This window comes from Pseudomonas sp. GV047 (genome assembly GCF_003058245.1).
Lineage (GTDB): Bacteria > Pseudomonadota > Gammaproteobacteria > Pseudomonadales > Pseudomonadaceae > Aquipseudomonas > Aquipseudomonas marginalis.
In genome coordinates this window covers 326,609-353,504 of the sequence record NZ_QCWA01000007.1, presented here as the reverse complement: position 1 = coordinate 353,504, position 26,896 = coordinate 326,609, and the positions used below count along the sequence as shown (strand labels likewise).

General features: G+C 62.9%; 24 protein-coding genes. 13 read left to right on the top strand and 11 right to left on the bottom strand.

What is annotated here, in order from left to right; genetic code table 11:
- Positions 1 to 130: 130 nt before the first annotated feature.
- Entirely contained in the window at positions 131 to 1,498 is a 1,368-nt protein-coding gene (locus tag C8K58_RS20455) for an NAD(P)-dependent oxidoreductase (RefSeq protein WP_108574210.1), read from the top strand.
- Positions 1,498 to 2,772 carry an NAD-dependent dihydropyrimidine dehydrogenase subunit PreA gene (gene preA / locus C8K58_RS20450; protein ID WP_065927011.1) on the top strand — a complete coding sequence of 425 codons (1,275 nt, stop codon included), beginning with the start codon at positions 1,498 to 1,500 and terminating at the stop codon, positions 2,770 to 2,772. The genes C8K58_RS20455 and preA overlap by 1 nt, the downstream gene beginning before the upstream one ends.
- A 131-nt stretch (positions 2,773 to 2,903) precedes the next feature.
- Here the strand turns inward: preA and C8K58_RS20445 are convergent, their stop codons facing one another.
- The gene (locus C8K58_RS20445; protein ID WP_027606227.1) at positions 2,904 to 3,524 is read right to left on the bottom strand and encodes a TetR/AcrR family transcriptional regulator; all 621 of its coding nucleotides are present in this window, start codon (positions 3,522 to 3,524) and stop codon (positions 2,904 to 2,906) included.
- A gap of 115 nt (positions 3,525 to 3,639) precedes the next feature.
- Between C8K58_RS20445 and copC the strand changes: the two genes are divergently transcribed.
- The 9 genes from copC (at position 3,640) to C8K58_RS20400 (ending at position 12,063) form a co-directional block, all read left to right on the top strand.
- Positions 3,640 to 4,005: a copper homeostasis periplasmic binding protein CopC gene (gene copC / locus C8K58_RS20440; protein WP_098479131.1), complete on the top strand. Its 366-nt coding sequence runs from the start codon at positions 3,640 to 3,642 to the stop codon at positions 4,003 to 4,005.
- A 3-nt stretch (positions 4,006 to 4,008) separates the two neighbouring features.
- Positions 4,009 to 4,866, top strand: coding sequence for a copper homeostasis membrane protein CopD (copD, locus tag C8K58_RS20435; RefSeq protein ID WP_108574209.1), 858 nt, complete (start codon positions 4,009 to 4,011; stop codon positions 4,864 to 4,866).
- Between the two features lie 191 nt (positions 4,867 to 5,057).
- On the top strand, positions 5,058 to 6,308 hold the full coding sequence (locus C8K58_RS20430; RefSeq protein WP_027606224.1) for an OprD family porin: 1,251 nt from the start codon (positions 5,058 to 5,060) through the stop codon (positions 6,306 to 6,308).
- 223 nt (positions 6,309 to 6,531) lie between these two features.
- Positions 6,532 to 7,350, top strand: a complete 819-nt coding sequence (locus tag C8K58_RS20425; RefSeq protein ID WP_027606223.1) for an NAD(P)-dependent oxidoreductase — start codon at positions 6,532 to 6,534, stop codon at positions 7,348 to 7,350.
- A 30-nt stretch (positions 7,351 to 7,380) separates the two neighbouring features.
- Entirely contained in the window at positions 7,381 to 8,256 is an 876-nt protein-coding gene (locus C8K58_RS20420) for an SMP-30/gluconolactonase/LRE family protein (RefSeq protein WP_092354629.1), read from the top strand.
- Between the two features lie 51 nt (positions 8,257 to 8,307).
- Positions 8,308 to 9,270, top strand: a complete 963-nt coding sequence (locus C8K58_RS20415; RefSeq protein WP_027606221.1) for a TRAP transporter substrate-binding protein — start codon at positions 8,308 to 8,310, stop codon at positions 9,268 to 9,270.
- A gap of 66 nt (positions 9,271 to 9,336) precedes the next feature.
- Positions 9,337 to 9,864, top strand: a complete 528-nt coding sequence (locus C8K58_RS20410) for a TRAP transporter small permease (protein WP_108574208.1) — start codon at positions 9,337 to 9,339, stop codon at positions 9,862 to 9,864.
- Between the two features lies 1 nt (position 9,865).
- Entirely contained in the window at positions 9,866 to 11,146 is a 1,281-nt protein-coding gene (locus C8K58_RS20405; RefSeq protein WP_065940170.1) for a TRAP transporter large permease, read from the top strand.
- Complete coding sequence (locus C8K58_RS20400; RefSeq protein ID WP_098479126.1) at positions 11,146 to 12,063, top strand: aldose 1-epimerase; 918 nt, start codon at positions 11,146 to 11,148, stop codon at positions 12,061 to 12,063. The genes C8K58_RS20405 and C8K58_RS20400 overlap by 1 nt, the downstream gene beginning before the upstream one ends.
- A gap of 147 nt (positions 12,064 to 12,210) precedes the next feature.
- Here C8K58_RS20400 and C8K58_RS20395 read toward each other — a convergent pair whose 3' ends face one another.
- The 3 genes from C8K58_RS20395 to C8K58_RS20385 all read right to left on the bottom strand — a co-directional run bounded on the left by C8K58_RS20395 (position 12,211) and on the right by C8K58_RS20385 (position 15,700).
- A complete protein-coding gene (locus C8K58_RS20395; RefSeq protein ID WP_027606218.1) occupies positions 12,211 to 13,356 on the bottom strand; it encodes an HlyD family secretion protein in 1,146 nt (381 codons plus the stop codon).
- Positions 13,353 to 14,996 (bottom strand): MFS transporter, encoded by a 1,644-nt coding sequence (locus C8K58_RS20390; RefSeq protein WP_108574207.1) that lies wholly within the window; start codon positions 14,994 to 14,996, stop codon positions 13,353 to 13,355. The genes C8K58_RS20395 and C8K58_RS20390 overlap by 4 nt, the downstream gene beginning before the upstream one ends.
- A 116-nt stretch (positions 14,997 to 15,112) precedes the next feature.
- Positions 15,113 to 15,700, bottom strand: coding sequence for a TetR/AcrR family transcriptional regulator (locus C8K58_RS20385; protein WP_027606216.1), 588 nt, complete (start codon positions 15,698 to 15,700; stop codon positions 15,113 to 15,115).
- A gap of 177 nt (positions 15,701 to 15,877) precedes the next feature.
- Here C8K58_RS20385 and C8K58_RS20380 point away from each other — a divergent pair, with 177 nt between their 5' ends.
- Together C8K58_RS20380 and C8K58_RS20375 are read left to right on the top strand one after the other, a co-directional pair.
- Complete coding sequence (locus tag C8K58_RS20380; RefSeq protein ID WP_092354632.1) at positions 15,878 to 16,666, top strand: SDR family oxidoreductase; 789 nt, start codon at positions 15,878 to 15,880, stop codon at positions 16,664 to 16,666.
- Positions 16,667 to 16,695: 29 nt separating this feature from the next.
- Positions 16,696 to 17,694, top strand: coding sequence for an NADP-dependent oxidoreductase (locus C8K58_RS20375; protein ID WP_108574206.1), 999 nt, complete (start codon positions 16,696 to 16,698; stop codon positions 17,692 to 17,694).
- A gap of 202 nt (positions 17,695 to 17,896) precedes the next feature.
- Here C8K58_RS20375 and C8K58_RS20370 read toward each other — a convergent pair whose 3' ends face one another.
- From C8K58_RS20370 to C8K58_RS20340, 7 genes are all read right to left on the bottom strand, one after another.
- Positions 17,897 to 19,375, bottom strand: coding sequence for a DASS family sodium-coupled anion symporter (locus C8K58_RS20370; protein WP_108574205.1), 1,479 nt, complete (start codon positions 19,373 to 19,375; stop codon positions 17,897 to 17,899).
- A gap of 71 nt (positions 19,376 to 19,446) precedes the next feature.
- The gene (locus tag C8K58_RS20365) at positions 19,447 to 20,823 is read right to left on the bottom strand and encodes a hybrid sensor histidine kinase/response regulator (RefSeq protein ID WP_027606212.1); all 1,377 of its coding nucleotides are present in this window, start codon (positions 20,821 to 20,823) and stop codon (positions 19,447 to 19,449) included.
- On the bottom strand, positions 20,807 to 21,970 hold the full coding sequence (gene ercA, locus C8K58_RS20360) for an alcohol dehydrogenase-like regulatory protein ErcA (protein ID WP_027606211.1): 1,164 nt from the start codon (positions 21,968 to 21,970) through the stop codon (positions 20,807 to 20,809). Before ercA ends, C8K58_RS20365 begins: the two co-directional genes overlap by 17 nt.
- Before the next feature lie 127 nt (positions 21,971 to 22,097).
- Positions 22,098 to 22,169, bottom strand: coding sequence for a pyrroloquinoline quinone precursor peptide PqqA (pqqA, locus tag C8K58_RS20355; protein WP_010209364.1), 72 nt, complete (start codon positions 22,167 to 22,169; stop codon positions 22,098 to 22,100).
- Between the two features lie 242 nt (positions 22,170 to 22,411).
- Positions 22,412 to 23,932, bottom strand: coding sequence for an aldehyde dehydrogenase family protein (locus C8K58_RS20350; RefSeq protein WP_027606210.1), 1,521 nt, complete (start codon positions 23,930 to 23,932; stop codon positions 22,412 to 22,414).
- Between the two features lie 121 nt (positions 23,933 to 24,053).
- Positions 24,054 to 25,829 (bottom strand): PQQ-dependent methanol/ethanol family dehydrogenase, encoded by a 1,776-nt coding sequence (locus C8K58_RS20345; protein ID WP_027606209.1) that lies wholly within the window; start codon positions 25,827 to 25,829, stop codon positions 24,054 to 24,056.
- A gap of 126 nt (positions 25,830 to 25,955) precedes the next feature.
- Positions 25,956 to 26,888: a quinoprotein relay system zinc metallohydrolase 1 gene (locus C8K58_RS20340; protein ID WP_108574204.1), complete on the bottom strand. Its 933-nt coding sequence runs from the start codon at positions 26,886 to 26,888 to the stop codon at positions 25,956 to 25,958.
- Positions 26,889 to 26,896: the final 8 nt, after the last annotated feature.

Genomic DNA, 26,896 nt, shown 5'->3' with positions numbered 1-26,896 from the left:
CCACACTTGACCGCATTCATTCAGATACAACTCGGTCGAATGTGGGAGGGGGCTTGCCCCCGATGAGGCCCGAACAGGCAACAAAAATGCCCACTTAGAGGCAATCCAGAAAAACCGTGAGGCCCACACCGTGATCCAGACCCTGACCCACCTCCCCCATCCCCATGAAGACGGCGCCACCCTCGCCAGCCATTTCACCGACCTGGCGCCGCCGCTCAACGCGCGCCAGGCCCAACTGGAAGCCTCGCGCTGCCTGTATTGCTACGACGCCCCTTGCGTGAACGCATGCCCCAGCGAAATCGACATCCCGTCGTTCATCCGCAATATCCACACCGACAACGTCCAGGGCGCAGCGCAGAAAATCCTCTCGGCCAACATCCTTGGCGGCAGCTGCGCGCGGGTCTGCCCGACGGAGATCCTCTGCCAGCAAGCCTGCGTGCGTAACAACGCCGAAGAATGCGCGCCGGTGCTGATCGGTCTGTTGCAACGCTACGCCATCGATAACGCCCACTTCAGCGAACACCCGTTCCAGCGTGCCGCCCCCACCGGCAAACGCATCGCCGTGGTCGGCGCAGGTCCCGCAGGGCTGGCCTGCGCCCATCGTGCCGCACTGCACGGGCACGACGTGGTGATCTTCGAAGCGCGGGAAAAGGCCGGTGGCCTGAATGAATACGGGATCGCCAAGTACAAGCTGGTCGACGACTTCGCCCAGAAGGAACTGGATTTCCTCCTGCAGATCGGCGGCATCGAAATCCGCCATGGCCAGCGCCTGGGCGACAACCTCACCCTGAGCGAACTGCACCAGCAATTCGATTCGGTGTTCCTCGGCCTGGGCCTGGCGGCCAGCAAGCAACTCGGCTTACCCCATGAGGACGCACCCGGCCTGCTCGCCGCCACCGACTATATCCGCGAACTGCGCCAGGCCGATGACCTGAGCCAACTGCCCCTGGCCGACCGCTGCATCGTGCTCGGCGCCGGCAATACCGCCATCGACATGGCTGTGCAAATGGCCCGGCTCGGTGCCCGTGATGTGAACCTCGTCTACCGCCGTGGCCTGGCCGACATGGGCGCCACCCACCATGAGCAGGACATCGCCAAGGCCAATCAGGTGCGCCTGCTGACCTGGGCCCAACCCGAAGCAGTCCTGCTCGACGACCAGGGCCACGTACGCGGCATGCGCTTCGCCCGCACCCGCCTGGAAAACGGCCGCCTGCAATCCACCGGAGAAACCTTCGAACTGGCCGCCGATGCCATCTTCAAGGCCATCGGCCAGGGCTTCGACAACGACGCCTTGCACGATCCCCTGGCGCAACAGCTGCACCGCGTCGGCGAGCGTATCTTCGTCGACGAACAGCTGCGCACCAGCGTCCCTGGGGTCTACGCCGGTGGTGACTGCGTCAGCCTCGGCCAGGACCTCACCGTGCAGGCGGTGCAACACGGCAAGCTGGCCGCCGAAGCCATGCACGCCCAACTCATGCTGAATGTGGAGGCTGCGTAATGGCCGATCTCTCGATTGTGTTTGCCGGTATCAAGGCCCCCAACCCGTTCTGGCTGGCCTCCGCGCCGCCCACCGACAAAGCCTACAACGTGGTCCGCGCATTTGAAGCGGGCTGGGGCGGCGTGGTGTGGAAGACCCTGGGTGAAGACCCGGCGGCGGTCAATGTGTCATCGCGCTACTCGGCGCATTACGGCGCCAACCGTGAAGTGCTGGGCATCAACAATATCGAACTGATCACCGACCGCTCCCTGGAGATCAACCTGCGGGAAATCACCCAGGTCAAAAAGGACTGGCCCGACCGCGCGCTGATCGTGTCGCTGATGGTGCCCTGCGTAGAGGAGTCCTGGAAAAACATCCTGCCCCTGGTGGAAGCCACCGGCTGCGACGGTATCGAGCTGAACTTCGGCTGCCCCCACGGCATGCCCGAACGCGGCATGGGCGCGGCGGTGGGCCAGGTGCCGGAATACGTGGAACAGGTGACGCGCTGGTGCAAGACCTATTGCTCGCTGCCGGTGATCGTCAAGCTCACGCCGAATATCACCGACATCCGCGTGGCGGCGCGGGCGGCGTATCGCGGCGGTGCGGACGCGGTGTCGCTGATCAACACCATCAACTCCATCACCAGCGTGGACCTGGAACGCATGGTCGCCCTGCCGATGGTCGGCACCCAGAGTACCCACGGCGGTTACTGCGGCTCGGCGGTCAAGCCGATTGCCCTGAACATGGTTGCCGAAATCGCCCGTGACCCACAGACCCAGGGCCTACCGATCTGCGGGATCGGCGGCATCGGCAACTGGCGCGACGCCGCGGAATTCGTCGCCCTCGGTTGCGGCGCGGTGCAGGTGTGCACGGCGGCGATGCTGCATGGTTTTCGCATCGTGGAAGAGATGAAGGATGGGCTGTCGCGGTGGATGGACAGCCAGGGCTACACCAGCCTGCAAGAATTTTCCGGGCGTGCGGTGGGCAACACCACGGACTGGAAGTACCTGGACATCAACTACCAGGTTATCGCCAGGATCGACCAGGCGGCGTGCATTGGCTGTGGGCGTTGCCATATTGCCTGTGAGGACACCTCGCACCAGGCCATCGCCAGTCTGAAACAGGCGGACGGCACGCATAAATACGAAGTGATCGATGATGAATGCGTGGGCTGCAACCTGTGCCAGATCACCTGCCCGGTGGCGGATTGCATCGAGATGGTACCGATCGACACGGGCAAGCCGTTTTTGAATTGGACGCAGGATCCGAGGAATCCGTACCGGGAGGCTGTGTAGTCCTGTAGACCGCTATCGGGGGGGGGGCAAGTCGAATCGTCGCACCGCCCCTCCCACCTTTTGATTTGTGAACACAGTCAAGTGTGGGAGGGGGCTACACCCCGATGAGGCCCTCAGCCCCACCACAACACTCAAGGCTCCAACCCAATCCCACGCAAAATCACACTGGTCACCGTCTGGATCGCCTTCTCGAACTGCATATCCGACAACGGCTGGTGATCATTCAAAATCTTCACCTGGTGATCAAAATCGGCATAGTGCTGGGTCGACGCCCAGATCATGTACAGCAGGCTCGACGGCTCCACCGGCAGGATGCGTTTGTCTTCCACCCACTGGCGAATTTTCGCTTCCTTCATCTTGGCCCAGTCGTACAGGCTCTCATCCAGGGCCTCACCGAGTGTGGGCGCACCGTGGATGATCTCGTTGGCCCAGACCTTGGAACCATAAGGCCGCGTGCGCGAGCGTTGCATCTTGGCGCGGATGTAACTGCTGAGCACCACCCGGGGATCATCGAAGGTCTCGAAGCTGAGGGCGTCCTGCTTCCACACTTCCAGCAGGTCGAACAGCACCGCGCTGTACAGCTCGCTCTTGGTGGTGAAGTAGTAATGCAGGTTGGAGCGCGGCAGTTGCACTTCTTCGGCGATATCGGCCATGGCGGTGCTGCCGTAGCCCTTTTCGGCGAAGATTTTCTCCGCCGCCAGCAGGATTTTCTCGACGTTGACCCGGCGAATTCCGCTCTTGTGATTGCCCATAAGGGCTCCCTGACAAAGACATGCCCCAAAGACTACCACCGCTCTAGATCGGGGCGACAGGCGCAGTCGAAACTTCGTACACTGCCCGCTCCTAACCATTGATGGGTATTGCACAATGTTGATCAAGAAAACCCTGACCACTGTCGCCCTGCTCGCCTCCCTGCTGGGTGCCTCCGCAGCATTTGCCCATGCTCATCTCAAAAGCGCCACGCCTGCGGCGGACAGCAGCGTCACCGCGCCCCAAGACCTGCGCCTGACCTTCAGCGAAGGCGTCGAAGCCACCTTCACCAAGGTGTCCCTGAGCAAGGACGGCATCGAAATCGCCATCAAAGGCCTGGAAACCCCGGACGCCGACAAGAAAACCCTGGTGGTGACACCGGCCGCCCCACTTGCGGCGGGCACCTACAAGGTGGTGTGGAATGCGGTGTCGGTCGACACCCACAAAAGCAACGGTGAATACAGCTTCAAGGTCGGCCAATAACCCATGGCAACGCTGCTGGTGCTGTGCCGGTTCGTGCATTTCATCGTCGTGCTGTTGATGTTCGGGGCCTGTGTATTCAGGCCCTGGCTTCTCGGCGCTGAACCGCAGCCGGTGCTGGACCGGCAATTGCTGCGCATCACCCGTGGGCTGGCATGGACGGCCCTCGCGTCGGGGCTGATCTGGCTGGGGTTGATTACCGCCAGCATGGCCGGTTCATGGCCGGCGGCACTGGAACTGTCGACCGTGCAGTTGGTGCTGGGCAAGACCTTTTTTGGCCAGGTGTGGACCTGGCACCTGATCGTCAATGGCTTGGTGGTCATCGCCCTGATAACCCCGTGGAAAACCCCGCGCCTGCCATTGCTCACACTGCTGCTGATGACCCTCGCCCCGGTCGGCCATGGCGCCATGCTCGACGGGCTGAGCGGGCAGTTGTTGATCCTCAACCAGGTGGTGCACCTGATATGCGTCGGCGCATGGCTGGGTGGGTTACTGCTGCTGGTATTGATCCTCAGGCAGCCACACCGTGTTGAGCTGGCGCCTGTCCTGCGTCGTTTCAGCGGCGTGGGTTATGGCCTGGTCAGCGGCCTGCTGGTGACCGGCCTGATCAATGTGCGCGTACTTACCGGGCAGCTGTGGCCCACCCCGTTGTTCAGTGGTTTTGCCCTGATTCTGTTGATCAAGGTGATGCTGGTGCTGGGCATGTTGGCGCTGGCATTGTTGAACCGGTTGCGCCTGGATAGCGGCGAACAGCGGTTGGGCAGCTTGAAGGCCAGCGTGATGCTGGAATGGCTGCTCGGTGTTTGTGCAGTCGCGGCCGTTTCACTCCTTGGCACTTTGCCGCCGATGGCCCTGGCGGGCTGAATGTGGAAGGGGCAAGTCGAATCGTCGCACCGCCCCTCCCACATTGACCCTGTGCGCTCTGGATCAACCCTCACCTAGTCATCGTATAACTTCTGCTTGACACCCCACGAAAACCCCGCAAATATCCGCCCTAATGTTGTACGACGACGTATAACAAATAATAAAAAAAACAAATGAAAGGGAGCGTCACTGTGAGTCCATTCGCCCGCAATTCGTCCGCGCGTCTCAGTGTTATCGGCCTGTTTACCCTGCCCCTCCTCGCCCACGCCGACGGTTTCGTCGACGACGCCAAGGCCACGCTCAACCTGCGCAACGCCTACTTCAACCGCAACTTCACCAACCCGAGCAACCCTCAGGGCAAGGCTGAAGAGTGGACGCAGAGTTTTATTCTCGACGCCAAGTCCGGCTTCACCCAGGGCACCGTGGGGTTCGGCATCGATGTGCTGGGGCTGTATTCCCAGAAGCTCGATGGCGGCAAAGGCACCGGCGGTACCCAGTTGCTGCCGATCCACGATGACGGCCGCCCCGCCGACAACTTCGGGCGCCTGGGCGTGGCGCTGAAAACCAGGCTGTCGAAGACCGAATTGAAGGTCGGCGAGTGGATGCCGGTGCTGCCGATCCTGCGCTCCGACGATGGCCGCTCGCTGCCCCAGACCTTTCGCGGCGGCCAGGTGACGTCCAGCGAAATCGCCGGCCTGACCCTCTACGGCGGCCAGTTTCGCGGCAACAGCCCGCGCAACGACGCGAGCATGGAAGACATGTTCATGAACGGCAAAGCCGCGTTCACCTCCGATCGCTTCAACTTCGGCGGCGGCGAATACACCTTCAACGACAAGCGCACCCAGGTCGGCGTGTGGTATGCCGAGCTGGCCGATATCTACCAGCAGCAGTACTTCAACCTGACCCACAGCCAGCCCGTGGGCGACTGGACCCTGGGGGCCAACCTCGGTTTCTTCAACGGCAAGGAAGACGGCAGCGCCCTGGCCGGCGACCTCGACAACAAGACCGTGTTCGCCCTGCTCTCGGCCAAATACGGCGGCAACACCTTCTATGTGGGCCTGCAAAAACTCACCGGCGACAGCGTGTGGATGCGCGTCAACGGCACCAGTGGCGGCACCCTGGCCAACGACAGCTACAACGCCAGCTACGACAACGCCAAGGAAAAATCCTGGCAGGTGCGGCATGACTTCAACTTCGTGGTACTCGGCGTGCCGGGACTGACCCTGATGAACCGCTATATCAGCGGCAGTAACGTACATACCGGGGCGATCACCGATGGCAAGGAATGGGGGCGCGAATCGGAACTGGCCTACACCGTGCAGAGCGGTGCGTTGAAGAACCTCAACGTTAAGTGGCGGAATTCCACCATGCGTCGGGATTTCAGCACCAACGAGTTCGACGAAAACCGGATCTTTATCAGCTATCCAATCTCCCTGCTGTAGAACCTAGTCTCCCAGCCCCAGAAAATCCCCTGTGGGAGGGGGCTTGCTACCGATGGCGGTGGGTCAGTAACAGATGCATTCACTGGCATGCCCTCATCGAGGGCAAGCCCTCTCCCACATTTTGCTCCGCACTCTGTCCGCAAGAACGTTGACAACCTGGGGGATCCCTAACAATACTTCGGCATAGTCATACGACAACCTACAACAAAAATTTGGAATTCCCATGACCACGACCACCCCCGCTCCCTTCAACCGCCTGCTGCTCACCGGTGCCGCCGGCGGCCTCGGCAAAGTCCTGCGCGAACGCCTGCGTCCCTACACCCAGGTGCTGCGCCTGTCGGACATCGCCAGCATGGCCCCGCCGGTGGATGCCTCGGAAGAAGTCCAGCCCTGCGACCTCGCCGACAAACAAGCGGTGCACCACCTGGTGGAAGGCGTCGACGCCATCCTGCACTTCGGCGGTGTATCGGTGGAGCGTCCGTTTGAAGAAATCCTCGGCGCCAATATCAGCGGCACCTTCCATATCTACGAAGCCGCGCGCCGCCATGGGGTAAAACGTGTGATCTTCGCCAGTTCCAACCATGTGATCGGCTTTTACAAGCAGACCGAAACCATCGACGCCCACTCCCCACGCCGCCCCGACAGCTACTACGGCCTGTCCAAGTCCTACGGCGAAGACATGGCGAGTTTCTACTTCGACCGCTACGGCATCGAGACCGTGAGCATCCGTATCGGCTCCTCGTTCCCGGAACCGCAGAACCGCCGGATGATGCACACCTGGCTGAGCTTCGACGACCTGACCCAACTGCTGGAACGCGCGCTGTATACGCCGAACGTCGGCCACACCGTGGTCTACGGCATGTCGGATAACCTCGACACCTGGTGGGACAACCGCTACGCCGCACACCTGGGCTACGCCCCGAAAGACAGCTCCGAAGTCTTCCGTGCCCAAGTCGAAGCCCAGCCACCGGTGGCCGCCGATGACCCGGCCAAGGTCTATCAGGGTGGCGCGTTCTGCGCCGCCGGGCCGTTCGGTGACTGAGTTCACACCAACCCAAGGGAATGAGTGGCCATGACTGCTGAATTGATCGTCGACGCCCGCAATGCCGTGGGCGAATGCCCGGTGTGGGTGCCCGAGGAAAACGCCCTGTACTGGGTGGATATCCCCAACGGCGGCCTGCAAAAATGGAGCGCCGCCAGCGGCCACGTTGCCGCCTGGAAAGCCCCGCAGATGCTCGCCTGCATTGCCCGCACCACGGCGGGCAACTGGGTCGCCGGGATGGAAACCGGCTTCTTCCAACTCACACCGCACAACGACGCCAGCCTCGATACCACGCCGTTGGCCAGTGTCGAGCATCCACGCCCGGACATGCGCCTGAACGACGGCCGTTGCGACCGCCAGGGCCGTTTCTGGGCCGGCAGCATGGTGCTGAACATGGGCGCGAATGCGGCCGAAGGTATCCTCTATCGCTATGCATCGGGTTCAGCCCCCCACGCCCAGCTGGACGGTTTTATCACCCTCAACGGCCTGGCCTTCAGCCCCGATGGCCGCACGATGTATGCCTCGGATTCGCACCCGCTGGTGCAGCAGATCTGGGCCTTCGACTACGACATCGACACCGGCACGCCGTCCAACCGTCGCGTGTTCGTCGACATGCACAACTTCCTCGGCCGCCCCGATGGCGCTGCGGTGGACGCCGATGGCTGCTACTGGATCTGCGCCAACGACGCCGGCCTGATCCACCGCTTCACCCCCGACGGGCGCCTGGACCGCTCCCTCACCGTACCGGTGAAAAAACCCACCATGTGCGCCTTCGGCGGCAGCCGCCTGGATACTCTGTTTGTCACCTCGATCCGTGACGACCAGAGTGAACAGTCAGTGTCCGGCGGCGTGTTCGCCCTCAACCCCGGTGTCACCGGATTGCCGGAGCCCCGCTTCATCCTCTAGCTGCATCGCTGTGCCTTGAATACAACAATAACAACACAGGAGTGACCTCCCATGGACTTCAAACGCACCTTGCTCGCCGCCGCAGTCTTTACCCTCAGCAGCGCCGCCCATGCGCTGGAAATCAAATTCGCCGACATCCACCCCGCCGGCTACCCCACCGTCGTCGCCGAAGAAAACATGGGCAAGGCCCTGACCAAGGAAAGCAACGGCGAACTGACCTTCAAGTACTTCCCCGGCGGCGTGCTGGGCTCCGAGAAGGAAGTGGTCGAACAGGCCCAGGTCGGCGCCGTGCAGATGACCCGCGTCAGCCTCGGCATCGTCGGGCCGGTGGTGCCGGACGTGAACGTGTTCAACCTGCCGTTCGTGTTCCGCGACCAGGCGCATATGCGCAAGGTCATCGATGGCGAGATCGGCGATGAAATCCTCGCCAAGATCACCGACTCCGAGTTCGGCCTGGTGGCCCTGGCCTGGATGGACGGCGGCACACGCAACCTCTACACCAAGAAGCCGGTGCGCAGGATCGAAGACCTCAAGGGCATGAAGATCCGCGTGCAAGGCAACCCGCTGTTCATCGACGCCTTCAACGCGATGGGCGCCAACGGGATTGCCATGGACACCGGCGAGATCTTCAGCGCCTTGCAGACGGGGGTGATCGACGGCGCGGAGAACAACCCGCCGACCCTGCTGGAACACAATCACTTCCAGAACGCCAAGTACTACACCCTCACCGAGCACCTGATCCTGCCCGAGCCCATCGTGATGTCGAAAATCACCTGGAACAAGCTCACCCCGGCGCAACAGGTCATGGTCAAAAACGCCGCCAAGGCCGCCCAGGCCGATGAGCGCGCGCTGTGGGACGCCAAGTCCGCCAGCAGTGAGGAAAAACTCAAAAAGGCCGGCGTCGAGTTCATCACCGTCGACAAAAAGCCCTTCTATGACGCCACCGCAGCGGTTCGCGCCAAGTACGGCGCGCCTTACGCCGACATCATCGCGCGCATCGACGCCGTTCAATAACCTCTCCTGCCTCTCGCACAAGGCCCGGCGCGGTCTGCACCGCCGCGCCCGGTTACGGTGAACGCCATGAAGAATCTACTGCTGCGCATCAACGACCGCATCTACATGACCTGCATCTGGGTCGCCGGCCTTTCGGTTCTCGGCGTCGCGCTGATCATTCCCTGGGGCATCTTCGCCCGCTACGTCCTCGGCACCGGCTCCAGTTGGCCGGAGCCCACCGCCATCCTGCTGATGCTGGTGTTCACCTTTATCGGTGCCGCCGCCAGCTACCGCGCCGGCGCGCATATGTCGGTGGCCATGGTCACGGACCGCCTGCCGCCCGCCCAGCACCGCATCGTCGGCATCCTGTCGCAACTGTTGATGGGCACCATCTGCCTGTTCATGGCGATCTGGGGCACCAAGCTGTGCCTGTCCACCTGGAACCAGTTCATGAGCGCCATCCCGACCCTGCGCGTGGGCATCACCTATATGCCGATCCCGATTGGCGGGTTGCTGACCCTGATCTTCGTGGTGGAAAAACTCCTGCTCGGAGACCAGAGCAACCGGCGCGTGGTGCGCTTCGACCTGGTGGAAGAAAGCGAAGGGGCTGCCTGATATGGACGCATTGATTCTGCTGGGCAGCTTTATCGCCTTGATCCTGATCGGCATGCCGGTGGCCTACGCCCTGGGCTTGTCGGCGCTGATTGGCGCATGGTGGATCGACATCCCGTTCCAGGCCCTGATGATTCAGGTGGCAGGCGGGGTGAACAAGTTTTCGCTGATGGCGATACCGTTCTTCGTGCTGGCGGGGGCGATCATGGCCGAGGGCGGCATGTCGCGCCGGCTGGTGGCGTTTGCCGGGGTGCTGGTGGGGTTTGTGCGCGGTGGCCTGTCGCTGGTGAACATCATGGCTTCGACGTTCTTTGGCGCCATCTCCGGCTCGTCGGTGGCCGACACCGCCTCGGTGGGTTCGGTGCTGATCCCGGAAATGGAGCGCCGTGGCTACCCACGGGAATTTGCCACCGCCGTCACCGTCAGCGGTTCGGTGCAGGCGCTGCTGACCCCGCCCAGCCATAACTCGGTGCTCTACTCCCTGGCGGCAGGCGGCACAGTGTCCATCGCCTCGCTGTTCATGGCCGGCGTGGTGCCCGGCTTGCTGATGAGCGCGTGCCTGATGGTGCTGTGCCTGATCTTCGCGAAAAAACGCAACTACCCCAAGGGCGAAGTGATCCCGCTCAAGCAGGCGCTGAAAATCTGCGCCGACGCGCTCTGGGGCCTGATGGCCATGGTGATCATCCTCGGCGGCATCCTCTCGGGCATCTTCACCGCCACCGAGTCCGCCGCGATTGCCGTGTTGTGGGCATTCTTCGTGACCATGTTCATCTACCGCGACTACAAGTGGAGCGAGCTGCCCAAGCTGATGCACCGCACGGTGCGCACCATTTCCATCGTGATGATCCTGATCGCCTTCGCGGCCAGCTTCGGCTACATCATGACCCTGATGCAGATCCCGGCGAAGATCACCACGCTGTTCCTGACCCTGTCGGACAACCGCTACGTGATCCTGATGTGCATCAACGCCATGCTGCTATTGCTCGGCACAGTGATGGACATGGCGCCGCTGATCCTGATCCTCACGCCCATCCTGCTGCCGGTAATCCTCGGTATCGGCGTCGACCCGGTGCACTTCGGCATGATCATGCTGGTCAACCTCGGCATTGGCTTGATTACGCCGCCGGTGGGCGCGGTGCTGTTCGTGGGCGCGGCGGTGGGCAAGGTGAGTATCGAGAAGACCGTGAAGGCGCTACTGCCGTTTTATGCCGTGCTGTTCCTGGTGCTGATGGCGGTGACGTACATTCCGGCGCTGTCGTTGTGGCTGCCGAGCGTGGTGCTGTGATGATTGAACTCGAAGATAACCTGACCCACCTCACCGTGAATCCGGCCGTGGGCGGCAGCCTCGTCAACTGGACGGTGCGCGCCACCGGCCAGCCGTTGTTGCGCCATAACGATGAGCAGGCGATCCATACCGGTTTGCCGGGCAAGCTGGGGTGCTATCCATTGGTGCCCTGGTCCAACCGCATTGCCCACGGCGGTTTCGACAACCCCGACGGCTGGCTCCCGCTCACGCCCAACAGCCTCACCGATCCGCTGCCGATCCATGGCTCGGCCTGGCAACAGGCGTGGCAGGTGGTCAGCCACACGGCGGATGAAGTGGTGCTGGAGGTACTGTGCGAGACGCCGTTTGCCTATCGCGCCGAGCAGCGGATTCGCTTGAGCGATGGGATGCTGAGTATCGAGCTACGGGTGACGCACCTGGCCGAAACAGCCGCATGGCATGGCGTGGGCTTGCATCCTTACTTTCCGCGCCGGCCGGGTACCCGGTTGCAGGCCAGGGCCGCACAGGTGTGGATGAGTGACGCATCCAAGCTGCCGACCGGGTTGGCGCCGGTGCCGGGCGAGTGGGATTTCCAGGCATTGAAACCTCTGCCCGAAGGCCTGGTGGACAATGGCTTCTGCCAGTGGGATGGCTATTGCCGGATCGAACAGCCGGACCTGGGCTATACACTGGAATGCCAGGCCAGCGGCGCCGATTACTTCCTGCTGTACTGCCCGCCGGGGCTGGGGTTCTTTTGCATCGAGCCGGTGAGCCATCCGGTGAATGCTCATCACCTGGCGGGACGGCCGGGCCTGAAACTGCTGGAACACAATCAATCGGTCCAACTCAATTTCAACCTGAAATACATTCAACATGTGGGAGGGGGGCTTGCCCCCGATGGCGGCCTGACAGCCGACCAGGATGTTGGCGTGGAATGAGTACATATCCGTTGCCGCGGTAACGGCCACTTAGGGTTTCGCTCTTACAGCGACTCACTTTTGAACAGCGCAAAAGTAAGCAAAACGCTTCGCCCCACCACTCGGCACCTCGCCCAGGCTCGGTGTGCCCGTAATCCGAGAGTGATGTCAGGGTGGAGAGTTTTTCAGCCGCCCAGCCGTGTCGATACTCACCACAACCGACAACCCCGGCCGCAACCGTTCGCTCTCAGCCTGATCCGGGTCCACCGTAATCCTGACCGGCACGCGCTGGGCAATCTTCACAAAGTTGCCCGTCGCGTTGTCCGCCTGCAACAGGCTGAACTCCGAGCCCGTGGCTGGGGAGATATGCTGCACCGTGCCGTGAAACCTGCGGTGGTTGAGCGCATCCACGGTGAAGGTCACCGGCTGGCCGACCTGCACATTGTCCATCTGGGTTTCCTTCATGTTGGCGATCACCCACAGCTGCTTCGGCACCAGCGCCATCAACTGCGCGCCGGAGTTGACGTAGGCCCCCAGGCGCACGCCAATCTGCCCCAACTGCCCGTCACGGGGCGCCGTAATGCGGGTGTTGGACAGGTCGATCCGCGCCAGCTCCACCGCCGCCTCGGCACTGGCCACCGCCGCTTCCAGGGAGCCGCGATTGACGATCACCGTCTGCAAATCCTGCCGCGCAATTTCCAGGCTGGCCTGGGCCTGGGCCACCGCCGCGATGGTCTGGGCATTGGCGGCGCGGGTCACGTCCAGCTCGCGCCGGGACACCGAACCGTCGCTGATCAGCTCTTCGTTGCGGCGCAGGTCGGCAGTGCTTTTGCGCGCCTGGGCCTGGCTGTCCACCAGTGCGGCCTGGCGCAGCTTGATCGTCGCTTCGGCACTGTTGCGTTGCTGCACCACATTGGCCAGCGCGGCCTTCTGCACCGCCAGTTGCGCCAGGGCCTGGTCGAGGCGTTGCTTGTAGATGCGGTCATCCAGGCGCACCAGCAGGTCGCCGGCCTTGACGTACTGGAAGTCCTGCACCGGCACCTCGAACACATAGCCGCTGAGCTGCGGGCCGATGATGGTCACCTGGCCGCGCACCAGGGCGTTCTCGGTGGTTTCCACCGCGCTGCTGAACGGCGGCAATTGCCAGGCATACAGCACGATCAGCACGCCGACGATGGCAATCGCGGCAAAGCCCAGGGACGAGAGAATGCGCACGCGCAATGAGCGCGGCTCGGTGACCGTGGCGCCGGGCGGCGTGGTGCCTTCCGGGGTGGCGGCGATGGCGTTGGTGGTCGTGGTGGTCGGTTCGGTCATGAAGTAGCGCCGCTGGGTTGAACGGGAGTGGCTGTTTTAGTGGTGCTCATCAGCCACAGACTGCGGATAAAGATCCAGATCATGGTCAGGATCGCGATAATCGCGATCAGCATGAACACATCGTTGTAGGCCATGACATTGGCCTCGCGGGTCGCCGCGGTGGCCAGGCTGCGGATGCCCATGAGGTTACGCAATTCCGGGTCGGCGACGATGCCGCCATAGGCCGAGCCGCCGCTCTGCACCCGCGCGGCCACACGCGGGTCAAGCAAGGTCAGATGCTCGACAATCATGCTGGAATGATACTTCTCGCGCACGATCTGGAAGGTCCCGAGCAAAGCCGCGCCGATCAGGCCGCCGAGGTTCTGGCAGATCCCGAACATCACCGAAAAGCTCACCAGGTTACGCGGGTTGGCCAGCACGTTTTTGGTCCCCAGCACCATGGTCGGCCCCAGGAAGAAGGTGCCACCGAAGCCTAGCAGGAACTGGCTGATGTACAGGTTCTGCGGACGCGTGAGGTTGCTGGAGAAACTGTCCATCACCGAGCCGGTGGCCATCAGCGCCAGGGAAATCACCAGCGGCATCAGCAGGTGCGCCGGGTTGATCGTCAGCGCACTGACCACCAGCCCGCTGATCGCGCCGGCCAGCATCACCACGTACAGCGTATGCATCTGCTGGTAGCTCATGTTCAGCATCTGCATGAACCCCACCGCACCGGTGGACTGCTCCGACAGCACCATGCGAATCAGGATCACCGCCAACGCCAGGCGGATCATGGTGCCGCTGCCCAGCCAGCGGGTCATCAGCATCGGGTTGGCGCGGTTATGCTCGATGGCCAGGCCGGCCATGATCAGCAGCAGGGAACAGGCCGAGGCCACGCCGATCCACGGCGCTTCCAGCCACCAGTCGATACGCCCCAGGGACAGCACCGCACACAGCAGCGCGACACCGCTGGCGAGAATGGCGAAGGTGACGAAGTCGAGTTTTTCAAAGGTCTTGAAGCGGTCGCCGGGGGGCAGTTTGAGCAGGAATACACAACCCAGGCAGATCAGCGCCAGGCCCAGTTCGAACAGGTAAAGCCCGCGCCATTCGGCGATCTGCAGCAAGTCCTCGGAGAACAGTCGCGCCAGGGGCAACGCCAACTGCGCCGTACCCAGCCCCAGCACCAGGGATTTCAACCGCCACTTGGCCGGGAACGCCTGGATCATGTAGTACAAGCCCAACGAACTCAGCGCCGCGCCGACCATGCCGTGGGCGGCCCGTACGGCGATGGCCGAGTTGAGGTCGTTGACGAACAAGTGGCCGAAGGTCACCAGCGCGTAGAGCACCAGGAACACCTCGGTAAACGCGCGCAGGCCGAATTGCTGGCGGAACTTCACCAGCAGCAGGTTCATGCACACGTTGGTCATCACATAGGCGGCGGGCAGCCAGGCCATTTCCGCGGTGGTCGCACCGAGGGCGCCTTGCAGGTATTGCAGGTTGGCGATGACCAGCGCGTTGCCCAGGCCACCGGTGATTGCCACCAGCACGCCGACCATCGCGAACAGCCAGCGCTTGTGCGTCGGATGCAACGGCGTCGACGGCGAGCCCGGCAGGCTCGGGCGCTCGTGGGGTTCCCAGGGGCGGGGGGTGTATTTGTCCATTCGATGACCTAGATGAGCCGACGGGTGACGTCGGTAAAACCACTACTCAGAGTAGTAAACCTGAGCGGGGTTCATCTTGCCATCTTGGGCGCGTCGGTCAGCGCCCATCTTGCCACTCATGCGCTGCTTTCTTTACTCGATGGCAGGGATGCCATTATCTCAGCGCGGCACGTTTCCAATATTTCATCCGCCAGGGCCGAGTCATCCGGACACGCCCGCGACAGCATGACCGCACCGATTGCATGGGCCAGCAGGTCGATCATTTTCGCGCGGACCTCTTGCCTGGGCACATCCACACCCGCCATGTACTTGTCCTCGAGTGCTGCCAGCGTGTTTTCAACGCCACTGGCAAAGGTTGCCTTCAGATCATCTGACTGACGGGCCGCGTCACCACACAGGGCTGCCATGGTGCACCCCTCTCCCCTGCCGTCTCTGTGATCCCTGGACACGTACAGGTTCACAAAGCCCGGAATGTCCAGATCGGAGCTATTCGACAGGGACTTTGCCAGGCTATTTTCCGCTGCTTCGGCCATCAAGTCGGCCTTGGAGCCGAAGTGTTTGTAGAAGCCTCCCTGGGTAAAACCCGCAGTAGCCATGAGTTCTGCCACACCCACACCGTCATAGCCACGCTCACGAAACAGCTCTGACGCCGTCTCCACAATATGAGCTCGGTTGGCGAGTGATTGTGTCTTGGTGATCTTCATTTCGCGCCCCTGGGACTCCTGAACAATGGCCTGACTATACTCTGATGTCGATCACAATCAAAACTGTTGACAGCTTTGATTATGATCGACATCATAAAACCACCAGCCCATGTCTCTGCGGCTGTGCGGCGCGGGTCGCCGTCTCTGATCATCCTGAACAATCAAGAGCATCTACTTATGAGCACCCCAGAAACCGTACTGATTACCGGCGCCTCAACAGGCATTGGCGCGACCTACGCCGAGCGTTTTGCCCAACGTGGGCACAATCTCGTGCTGGTAGCCCGCGATAAAGGCCGGCTGGACGCACTGGCCTCGCAGCTGCGTGAGAAACACGCGGTGTCCATTGACGTGATCCAGGCCGACCTGACTCAAACCGGTGACCTGGTCCGCGTCGAAGCACGCCTGCGTGACGACGCCAGTATCGGCATCCTGGTGAACAATGCGGGCGCCGCCCTCTCCGGCAGCTTCATCGAGCAATCCATCGACAGCGTTACCAACCTGGTCGCGCTCAACACCACCGCCCTGGTGCGACTCGCCAGCGCCATCGCGCCACGCCTGGTACACGCCGGTAACGGCGCGATCATCAACATTGGCTCGGTGGTGGGGCTGGCACCGGAATTCGGCATGAGCGTCTACGGCGCAACCAAGGCGTTCGTGCTGTTTCTATCCCAGGGGCTGAGCCTCGAACTCTCGCCCAAGGGCGTCTACGTGCAAGCCGTTCTTCCAGCCGCCACCCGCACGGAAATCTGGGATCGCGCAGGCATCGACATCAATACCCTGAGCGAAATCATGAGCGTGGACGAGCTGGTCGATGCTGCGCTGGTCGGTTTTGATCGTCGCGAGCCGGTGACCATTCCGCCCTTGCAAGACGCCGCCCGCTGGGATGCCCTGCAAGCCGCCCGCCAGGGTTTGCTGTCAGAGATTCGCCAGTCGGTCGTCGCCGAGCGCTATCAAGCCAAGGCGTGATTGTCACCTATAGCCATGGGAACCGAACGATGAAAGCCTTCCTGATCGACCGTTACGGCAAGCATCAAGGACGCCTTGCCGAGGTACCGGACCCGGAACCGGGCATCCACGACGTACTGGTCAAGGTACATGCCAGCAGCGTCAACCAGCTGGATTCGAAGATCAGCAAGGGTGAATTCAAACTGATCCTGCCCTACACATTCCCGCTGATCATGGGCAACGACCTGGCCGGCGTCGTCGTTCGCGTAGGGTCAGGCGTGCGCACCTTCAAACCCGGTGACGAGGTCTACGCGCGCCCGCCCGACGCGCGCATCGGTGGCTTTGCCGAACTGATCGCGATTGAGGAAAGTGCCCTCGCACTGAAACCCAAAAACACCAGCATGGAACAAGCCGCCGCCCTGCCCCTGGTGGCACTGACCGCCTGGCAGGTGCTGGTTGAAACAGCCCGCGTGAAGAAGGGGCAAAAAGTCTTTATCCAGGCGGGCTCCGGTGGTGTCGGCAGCATTGCCATCCAGCTGGCAAAACACCTGGGGGCTTTCGTTGCCACCACGACCAGCACCGCCAACGTGGAGTGGGTCAAGGCGTTGGGAGCGGACGTGGTCATCGACTACACGCAGCAAAACGTCGAAAACGTGTTGCGTGACTACGACGTCGTCTTGAACAGCCTCGGCCCCGCCGAACTGGAAAAATCCCTACGCATTCTCAAGCCGGGTGGGCAGCTCATCTCCATCTCGGGACCACCGACCGCCGAGTTCGCACGCGAGCAAAAGCTGTCCTGGGGACTGGGCTGGATCATGCGCCTGTTAAGCAGCGGCATACGCAGAAAAGCCCGCAGGCAGGGCATCGACTACGGGTTCGTGTTCATGCGTGCGAGCGGTGCGCAATTGCAGAAAATCACCGCGCTCGTCGAGTCCGGCGCCATCACACCGGTGATCGACCGAACCTTCCCTCTCGAGGCAACGGCTGAGGCCTTGAGCTACGTCGAACGGGGCAGAGCCAAGGGCAAGGTGGTGATCAAGGTCCTATGACTAAGCCCACCCAACGCTCAAGCTGATGGCGATGCAGACTTGTCCCCCGTGAGGGTGCGAAGCGCCCCCAATGAAGGACGAATGGGGTGTACCCGATATTGCGCAGTGGCTGGTTTTGGGGCTGCCGAGCAGCCCAGCGCGGGACAAGCCCGCTCACCACATCCACAGTGGATCTCATGGGCATCCAGAAACGCATTTCAAATCAGATCCAACCGAGCCAGCTCCAATAAGTCGCCGCAAACACCAACATCAACCCATACCCGATCAACGTCACCAGGATCCCCACCTTGGCAAACTGCCGCGCCGTAAACGTCCCGGTCCCCAAACACACCATGTTCTGCGGCGCATTGATCGGCAGGATAAACCCGTAGCTCATCACAAACCCCAACAGCATGGTCATGCCCAAGCGGTTGAACTCCCCCGGCAAGGTCTGCAGCACCGCAATCAATATCGGCAACAACGCCGAGGTCAACGCCGTGGCGCTGGCAAAGCCCAGGTGGATCACAATCAGAAACGCCCCAAGGATCGCAAACACCCCCAACGGCCCGACCTGATCCAGGCCGGTGTGCGTCACCACCTGGGACCCCAGCCATTGCCCGGCCTGGGTGGTCAGCAATGCGGTACCGAGGCTGATGCCCACGCCAAACACGATCACCGTGCCCCACGGAATGCGCGATTGCACATCTTTCCAAGTCATCACCCCGATGCCCGGCAGCAGCAGGAACACCAACCCGGCGTAGGTGGTCGAGGTGGTGTCGAACGGGTGCAGGCGCCCTTCCGTGGCCCATGCCAACAGCAGCAGCACCGACACCGTCAGCAAACGTTTCTGCGGGCCGGTCATCGGGCCGATGTCCACCAGGGACTGGGCCACGGCCTCCTTGCCACCGGGGATGCTGTCGGTTTCCGGCGGCAGCAGCTTGATCACCAGGAACAGCAACAGCGCCGACATGATCAGCGCCCACGGCGCGCCGGCGATCAGCCAGTCGATCCACGACACACGCTGGCCGAGCATCTTGTCCATAAAGCCCACGGTCAGCAGGTTTTGCGCGGCGGCGGTCTGGATGCCGACGTTCCAGATGCTGGTGCCCTGGGCTACCACGATCATCAGGCCGGCGGCGATGTTGGAGCGCTTGTCCACGCCGAACGCGGCGACCACGCCCATCATGATCGGCACCACACAGGCACTGCGCGCCGTGGCGCTGGGCACCACGAGGCTGAGCAGGATGGTCACCGCAATTGCCCCCAGCAGAATGCCCCGCGTGCTGGTGCCGACGCGGGTCAGGGTCACCAGGGCGATGCGCCGGTCCAGGCCGGTGTGGGTCATGGCCGCCGCAATGAACAACGCGCCCGCCACCAGGGCCAGTGCCGGGTTGGAAAAGCCGGTGAGCGCCATGCTGATGGCAGGGCTGGAACCGATCAGGTGCGTGGGGTCTTGCAGCGACGGCGCGGTGCCGAGCAAAAACGCCATGAGCGAGGTGATCATGATCGCGCTGGCTTCATAGGACACCGCCTCGGTGATCCACACCACCACCGCAAACGCGAGGATCGCCAGCATGCGCTGCCCGGCCACCGGCAGGTCGGCGGGCAGCGGCAACAGCAGCACGCCGACCATCACCAGTACGCCGATCACCAGGCCCAGGGGCAACTTGAAAGAGGCTGCGGTTGTTGCGGGGGCGTTCATGGCGGGCTCCGTCGGGCTCTGAATCAGGGAGGCAGCATGGGGCAAAGCGCCGCAACAGGTGTTGACGGGTATCAACCCGAGGTCAATAACTGGCTCAACACCGCCCGCAACTTGCCGGGCTTGAGCGGTTTGTTCAGCAACGGCGCGTCCAGCCGGCGCAGCGCGCGGCGGCACTGGTCGGTGCGGTCGGCGGTGATGATCACGGCGGGGATGTTCTGCGCGAAATGCTCGCGCAGGTGCTTGACCACCGCGCAGCCCACCACGCCATGGTCGAGGTGGTAGTCGGCCAGGATCAGCTCCGGCGCCCTGCCCTGCAACGCCAGCAACGCCCCGGCCTGGTCGGTGGCGGTAATTACCTCGCAGCCCCACTGCGCCAGCAGCGCACGCATGCTGTCGAGGATGCTCACCTCGTTGTCGATCACCAGCAGGCGCCTTCCCGGCAGCGGGTTGCCCGTGGTCGGTAGCACCGGCAGCTGGCTGATCGCCAGGGGCATCTCTTCGCTGATAGGCACCTCGATACTGAACATCGAGCCGCGCCCCGGCCACGAACGGACTGCCACCGGGTAGCCGAGGATCTCGGCGATGCGCTCGACAATCGCCAGGCCCAGCCCTACGCCTTTGCGGTCCGAGGCACGGCCGACGTCGAGCTGGTTGAATTCAAGGAAGATCGCGTCGAGGCGGTCGGCCGCGATGCCGCGCCCGGTGTCCCACACTTCCAGGCGCAGGCGATCGCCACGTCGGCGCGCGCCGAGCAGGATGCAGCCCTCGTCGGTGTAGCGACAGGCGTTGCTGAGGAAGTTGCGCAGGATCCGCGTCACCAGGCGCAGGTCGGTGCGAATCGCGTAATGTCCGGTACGCGCGCGCAGGTTCAGCCCGGCCGCCAGCGCCACCGACTGGAACTCCGAGACCAGCGGCGCAAACAGCTCATCCAGGCGATACAGCGCCACATCGGGCTTGACCGCCGCCTGGTCGAGCCGCGAAATATCCAGCAGGTCGGTGAGCAAATCCTCGGCGCCTTCCAGGGCCTGGTGCGTACGTTCCACCAGCACCTGTTCGACGCTGGGCAGGTTGCGCTCGCGCAAGGTGGAGATCAGCAGTCGCGCGGCGTTGAGTGGCTGCAACAGGTCATGGCTGGCGGCGGCGAGGTATTTGTCCTTGCTGCGGTTGGCGGCCTCGGCGGCATCGCGGGCGTCACGCAGCTCCTGCTCGACCTGCTCGCGCTGGGCGATCTGCTGTTGCAGGTTGCGGTTGGCTTCCAGCAGTTCATCGGTGCGCGCCGCCACGCGCTGCTCCAATTCATCGTTGAGACGGATATAGCGGTTGCGCTCGGCCTCCAGTTCGTCGAGACGCGCGGTGAGTTCCGGGTAGTGGCTCTTGCGCGCCGAGTGATTGCCCAGGCCCAACAGACCGGCGAGGGCCTGTTGCTGGTCGTCAGAGCGCTTCGCCATACACCACCTCGACATCACGCTGGCTGGACTCGCGCGGGTTGGTGAGGATGCACGGGTCGTGCATCGCATGCTGGGACAGGAACGGAATGTCCGCCACGCGCACGCCATGCAGGCCGAGGGTTTCATGGAAGCCGATGGCGTGCTTCAGCGCAATCAGATGCTCCACCAGCCGCCCGCGAATCTGCCGATGGTTGAGCCCCCGGCAGTCAATGCCAAAGGTCTCGGCAATCACCTTGAAGCGCTCCGGCGCCGAGTTGTAGTTGAACGCCACCACGTGTTCCACCAGGACCGCGTTGCACAAGCCATGGGGCAGGTCGAGAAACCCGCCGAGGCTGTGGGACATGGCATGCACCGCGCCAAGGATCGCATTGGAGAACGCCAACCCTGCCTGCATGCTGCCGAGCATGATCTTCTCGCGCAGGGCAATATCGCCGGGGTTGGCGATCATCTGCACCAGGTTGCCGTTGATCAGGCGCATGGCCTCCAGCGCATGGGGGTCGGTCAGCGGGCCGTGGCCGGTGGACACGAATGCCTCGATCGCATGCACCAGCGCGTCGATGCCGGTACAGGCGGACAGGAACGGGTCCATGCTCGCCGTGGTTTCCGGGTCGATCAGCGACACATCCGGCACCACCGCCTTGCTGACGATGGAGAACTTCATGCGTTCCTGCTGGTTGGAAATGATCACGAACTGCGAGACATCCGCCGAGGTGCCGGCGGTGGTGGGGATCAGGATCAGCGGCGGGCTCGGCACGCGGATGGTGTCCACGCCTTCGAACTCGAGGATGCAGCGCCCATGGGCGACCACAATGCCGATGGCCTTGCCGCAGTCCATGGGGCTGCCGCCGCCGATGGCCACGATCACGTCGCAATGGTTTTCCCGGTACACCTCGGCACCGAGCATCACTTCCTCGACGCGCGGATTGGGCGACACGGCGCTGTACAGGCAGTAGTCGATGCCGATGGCCTGCAGGCTGGCTTCCACATCGGCGACCCATCCGGCGGCGATCACACCGGGGTCGCTGACCACCAGGACCTTGCGCGCACCAAAGGTCTTGGCGTAGTTACCGACGTTGTGCCGACAGCCGGCACCGAAGATGATTTCAGGCGAGACGAATTTACGCAGGAGGCTCAGATTGGGGCTCATTGGAAAGCCTGTTGTTATTATTTTTGGGAGATGCGCTCCACACTAACCCATTCCCAGGCGTTTGCAATCAGACCAAAGGGTCATTCCCCATAGGGCACCGGCCAGCGCGAGGCTGGCCGGAGATGGATCAGCGGCTGGCGAAGTACATGGTCACTTCGAAGCCGATACGCAGGTCGGTGAAGGCGGGTTTGGTCCACATGGGGAGAGTCCTCTTGTTGTGCCGGAAGATTCCGGTAAAGGCATTAATGCATGGGGGGGATGGGGGTGCGAATGCTACTTTCGAAGTAAATGCCGCACTGCATTAGTCGCGAATGTACAGGGAGCAAAATGTGGGAGGGGGCTTGCTCCCGATGGCGGTGGGTCAGAGGCATAAATGCTGGCTGACACACCGCCATCGGGAGCAAGCCCCCTCCCACAGGGGACCGCATTGCAATCAGAGGGTTAGAAGAAACCCAATGGATTGATGTCGTAGCTCACCAGCAAATTCTTGGTCTGCTGGTAGTGATCGAGCATCATCTTGTGGTTCTCACGCCCCACGCCCGACTTCTTGTAGCCGCCAAACGCCGCATGCGCCGGGTACAGGTGATAACAGTTGGTCCACACGCGACCGGCCTTGATCGCCCGGCCCATGCGGTAGGCGCGGTTGATGTCGCGGGTCCACAGCCCGGCGCCGAGGCCGAATTCGCTGTCGTTGGCAATCGCCAGGGCTTCGGCTTCGTCCTTGAAGGTGGTGATACCCACCACCGGGCCGAAGATTTCTTCCTGAAACACGCGCATCTTGTTGTGGCCCTTGAGCAAGGTCGGCTGGATGTAGTAACCGCTGGACAGGTCGCCCTCCAGGCGCTCGGCCGCGCCGCCGGTGAGCAGCTCGGCGCCCTCTTCCTGGGCGATCTTGAGGTAGGAGAGGATCTTGTCGTATTGCTGCTCGGACGCCTGGGCGCCGACCATGGTCTCGGTGTCCAGCGGGTTGCCGCGCTTGATCTTGACGATCTTCTTCATCACCACTTTCATGAAGTCGTCGTAGATCGACTCCTGCACCAGCGCCCGCGACGGGCAGGTGCACACTTCGCCCTGGTTGAAGAACGCCAGCACCAGGCCTTCGGCGGCTTTTTCGATGAACTGCGGCTCAGCCTGCATGATGTCTTCGAAGAAGATGTTCGGCGACTTGCCGCCCAGTTCCACGGTGGAGGGAATGAGGTTCTCGGCGGCCGCATGCATGATGTGCGCACCGATTGGGGTCGAGCCGGTGAACGCGATCTTGGCAATGCGCTTGCTGGTGGCCAGCGCCTCCCCGGCTTCGCGGCCAAAGCCCTGGACGATATTCAGCACGCCCGGTGGCAGCAGGTCATTGATCAACTCGGCAAACACCATGATCGACAGCGGCGTCTGTTCGGCCGGCTTGAGCACGATGCAGTTGCCGGCGGCCAGGGCCGGGGCGAGTTTCCAGGCGGCCATCAGCAACGGGAAGTTCCACGGAATGATCTGCCCGACCACGCCCAATGGCTCATGGAAGTGATAGGCCGCGGTGTGTTCGTTGATCTCGGCGGCGCCGCCTTCCTGGGCGCGAATGCAGCCGGCGAAGTAACGGAAGTGGTCAGCGGCCAGGGGCACGTCGGCGTTGAGGGTTTCGCGCACGGCCTTGCCGTTGTCCCAGCTTTCGGTCACGGCCAGCACTTCGAGGTGCTGCTCGATACGGTCGGCGATTTTCAGCAGCACCAGGGAGCGATCCTGGGGCGAAGTCTTGCCCCAGGCGTCGGCGGCGGCATGGGCAGCGTCAAGGGCCTTGTCGATATCGGCAGCGTTGGAGCGCGGGAATTCGGCGATCGCTTCACCGGTCACCGGCGAGGTGTTGGTGAAGTACTCACCACTGAGCGGGGCGACGAACTCGCCGCCGATGTAATTGCCGTAGCGCTGCTTGAAGCTGACGATGGCGCCAGGGGTGCCAGGTTGTGCGTAGATCATGTTAAAGCCTCTGTCTGGGTCCGGGCCTGTCGGTCAACAGGCGATGACCCGATAGTAAAGAGCCCCCGCTGGCGGGCGAATGCGCCGTTGGCAGGGGGGCACTTGTCATTTGGTCGTAGTTTCAGTGCCTGGCGACCAGCTCTTTGGGCAGCTTGAAGGTCCAGAGCATGCCGCCCTGGTTGAAGTCCTTGATGCGCTTGGCCACTTCACCGCCCCACAACGGCACGGCGCCGCCCCAGCCGGAGAGCACCGAGACGTACTGTTCGCCATCCATTTCCCAGGTCACAGGCGAGCCGAGCACGCCGGAGCCGGTCTGGAATTCCCAGACCTTCTCGCCGGTCTTGGCGTTGAACGCCTGCAGGAAGCCTTCCGGCGTGCCGGTGAACACCAGGTTGCCCTTGGTGGTCAGCACCCCGCCCCACAGCGGCGCAAAGTTCTTGTGGCGCCAGACTTCCTTGCCGGTCTTCGGGTCGATGGCGCGCAGTACGCCGATGTAGTCTTCGTTCAGCGGCTTGATGGTGAAGCCGGCGCCAAGGAACGCCGCGCCCTTCTTGTAGGCGATGCCTTCGTTCCAGATGTCCATGCCCCACTCGTTGGACGGCACATAGAACAGCCCGGTGTCGCGGTTATAGGCCATCGGCATCCAGTTCTTCGCACCGAGGAACGCCGGCGCGACAAACACCGAGGTGCCCTTGGTTTCGCTGCCCGGCGCGCCTGGGCGGCTGGCTTCGTTGTAGATCGGTCGACCGTCCTTATCCAGGCCGCTGGCCCAGGTGATCTTGTCGACAAACGGGAAGCCGCGGATGAACTTGCCGTTGGTGCGGTCGAGCACGTAGAAGAAGCCGTTGCGGTCGGCGGTGGCCGCCGCTTTGATTTCCTTGCCGCCTTCGGTGTAGTTGAAGGCGATCAGCTCGTTGACGCCGTCATAGTCCCAGCCGTCGTGGGGCGTGCTCTGGAAGTGCCACTTGATGGTGCCGTCGTCCGGGTTCAGCGCCAGGCGCGAGGACGAGTAGAGGTTGTCGCCGGGGCGCAGGTGCGAGTTCCACGGCGCCGGGTTGCCGGTGCCGAACAGCAGCAGGTTGGTTTCCGGGTCGTAGTAGCCGCCCAGCCACGGTGCGGCGCCGCCGGTTTTCCACAGGTCGCCCGGCCAGGTCTTGCCCGCCTCGCCGCCGGAGATGCCGTTTTCCACGGCTTTGCCGTCCTTGTAGACATAACCCATATGGCCTTCGACCGTCGGGCGGCTCCACAGCAGCTCGCCGTTTTTCGGGTCATAGGCCTGGATCTTGCCGACCACGCCGAATTCGCCACCGGCCACGCCGGTGATCAGCTTGCCGTTGACCACCAGGGGCGCGGCGCTGATCGAGTAGCCTTCCTTGTGGTCGGCGACCTGCTTGCTCCACACCACTTTGCCGGTGTCTTTGTTCAGCGCCACCAGCTTGGCGTCGAGGGTGCCGAAGAACACCAGGTCGCCGTACAGCGCCACGCCACGGTTGATCACGTCACAGCACGGGCGGATGTCATCGGGCAGACGCGCATCGTACTGCCAGAGCTTCTTGCCGGTGCGCGCATCCACCGCGAACACCCGCGAGTAGGAACCGGTGAGGTACATCACCCCGTCCTTGATCATCGGCTGCGCCTGTTGCCCACGCTGCTTCTCGCCGCCAAAGGAAAACGCCCAGACCGGGCGCAGGTCCTTGACGTTGTCGACGTTCAGGGTGTCGAGGGGGCTGTAGCGCTGGCCCTGCACGCCCAGGCCGTTGGTGACGATCTGCCCGGGGTTTTTCGGGTCCTGGAGGATGTCCTCATCGCTGACCGAGGCCATGGCCTGGCCGGATAACAGGATGGCACCGAGCAACACACTCAAGGCGAAGGGTTGGCGACGTGCGGGTTGGGTCATGACGGCTACCTCTGCGGTTTTTTGTTATACCCGGGAAATTTTCCCGGTCTGGTGCAGATTCTTGGGCGCAGGGGCCGTTGTCACAATTGACCGCAGTATCGAGTTTGCTAGTTCCTTAGTAGCGGGTCAGCGCGGCGAATCCACGCGTTGCATCTGTTCGCGCTCGTACCGCGGGTACAGGTGGCTGACGCTGCGGATCAATTCATAGCGGCTCAGGCTGATCGCGGCGAAGCGTGCGGGGATGGGGCTGCGGATCATCTCGGCCATGTCGCTGCCCTGGGCGGCCCCGTCACGCAGCAGTTGATCGAGCCAGGTCAGGTAGTCGCGCATCTGCGTAAAGGGTTGCGCGTCGCTGGCCACCGGGCCATGGCCGGGCACGATCAGGGTCCAGGGCAAGGCTTGCAGGGTGCCGAGGTCCGCCAGCCACACCGCCAGCCCCGGGCTGTTGGGGGTGGTGAGGGCGCGCTGGTAAAACACCAGGTCGCCGGCGAACAACACGCCGGTGCCCTGGTCGAAGATCGCCAGGTCGGCGCCGGTGTGGCCGCTGAGCGCGAGCAGGCGCAGGTCATGGCGGCCCACGCTCAGCACACCGGGCTCCAGCACCTGGGTGGGCAACACCACCTCGGTGCCGCGCATCCAGTCGCCGACCATGCGGTAGAGGTTTTCCGCCATGCCGTCGCCCTGCTCGTGCAGCAGGCGCGTGGTCTCGGCCAGGGCGCCGATGGGCACGTCCTTGAAGGCCTGGTTGCCCAGCGCATGGTCGGGGTGATGATGGGTAATCAGTACCTGGATCACCGGCTTGGGGGTGACACGGGCGATGGCCTCGCGCATGGCTTCGCCGTAGCGCCGCGACGGTCCGGTATCGATCACCACCACACCGGCCTCGGTGACGATGAAGGCGGTGTTGACGATATTGCCGCCGTTGGCCTTGGCAAAATTGTCGGTGCTGCCTTCGAGCAGCCAGGTGTCGTCGGCGATCAGCCGGGGCTTGAGGGCGTAGTCGAGGTCCGCCAGGGCGGGCAGGCTCAGGCCCAGGCATAACAATAGAATCCAGCGCATGCGGCGCT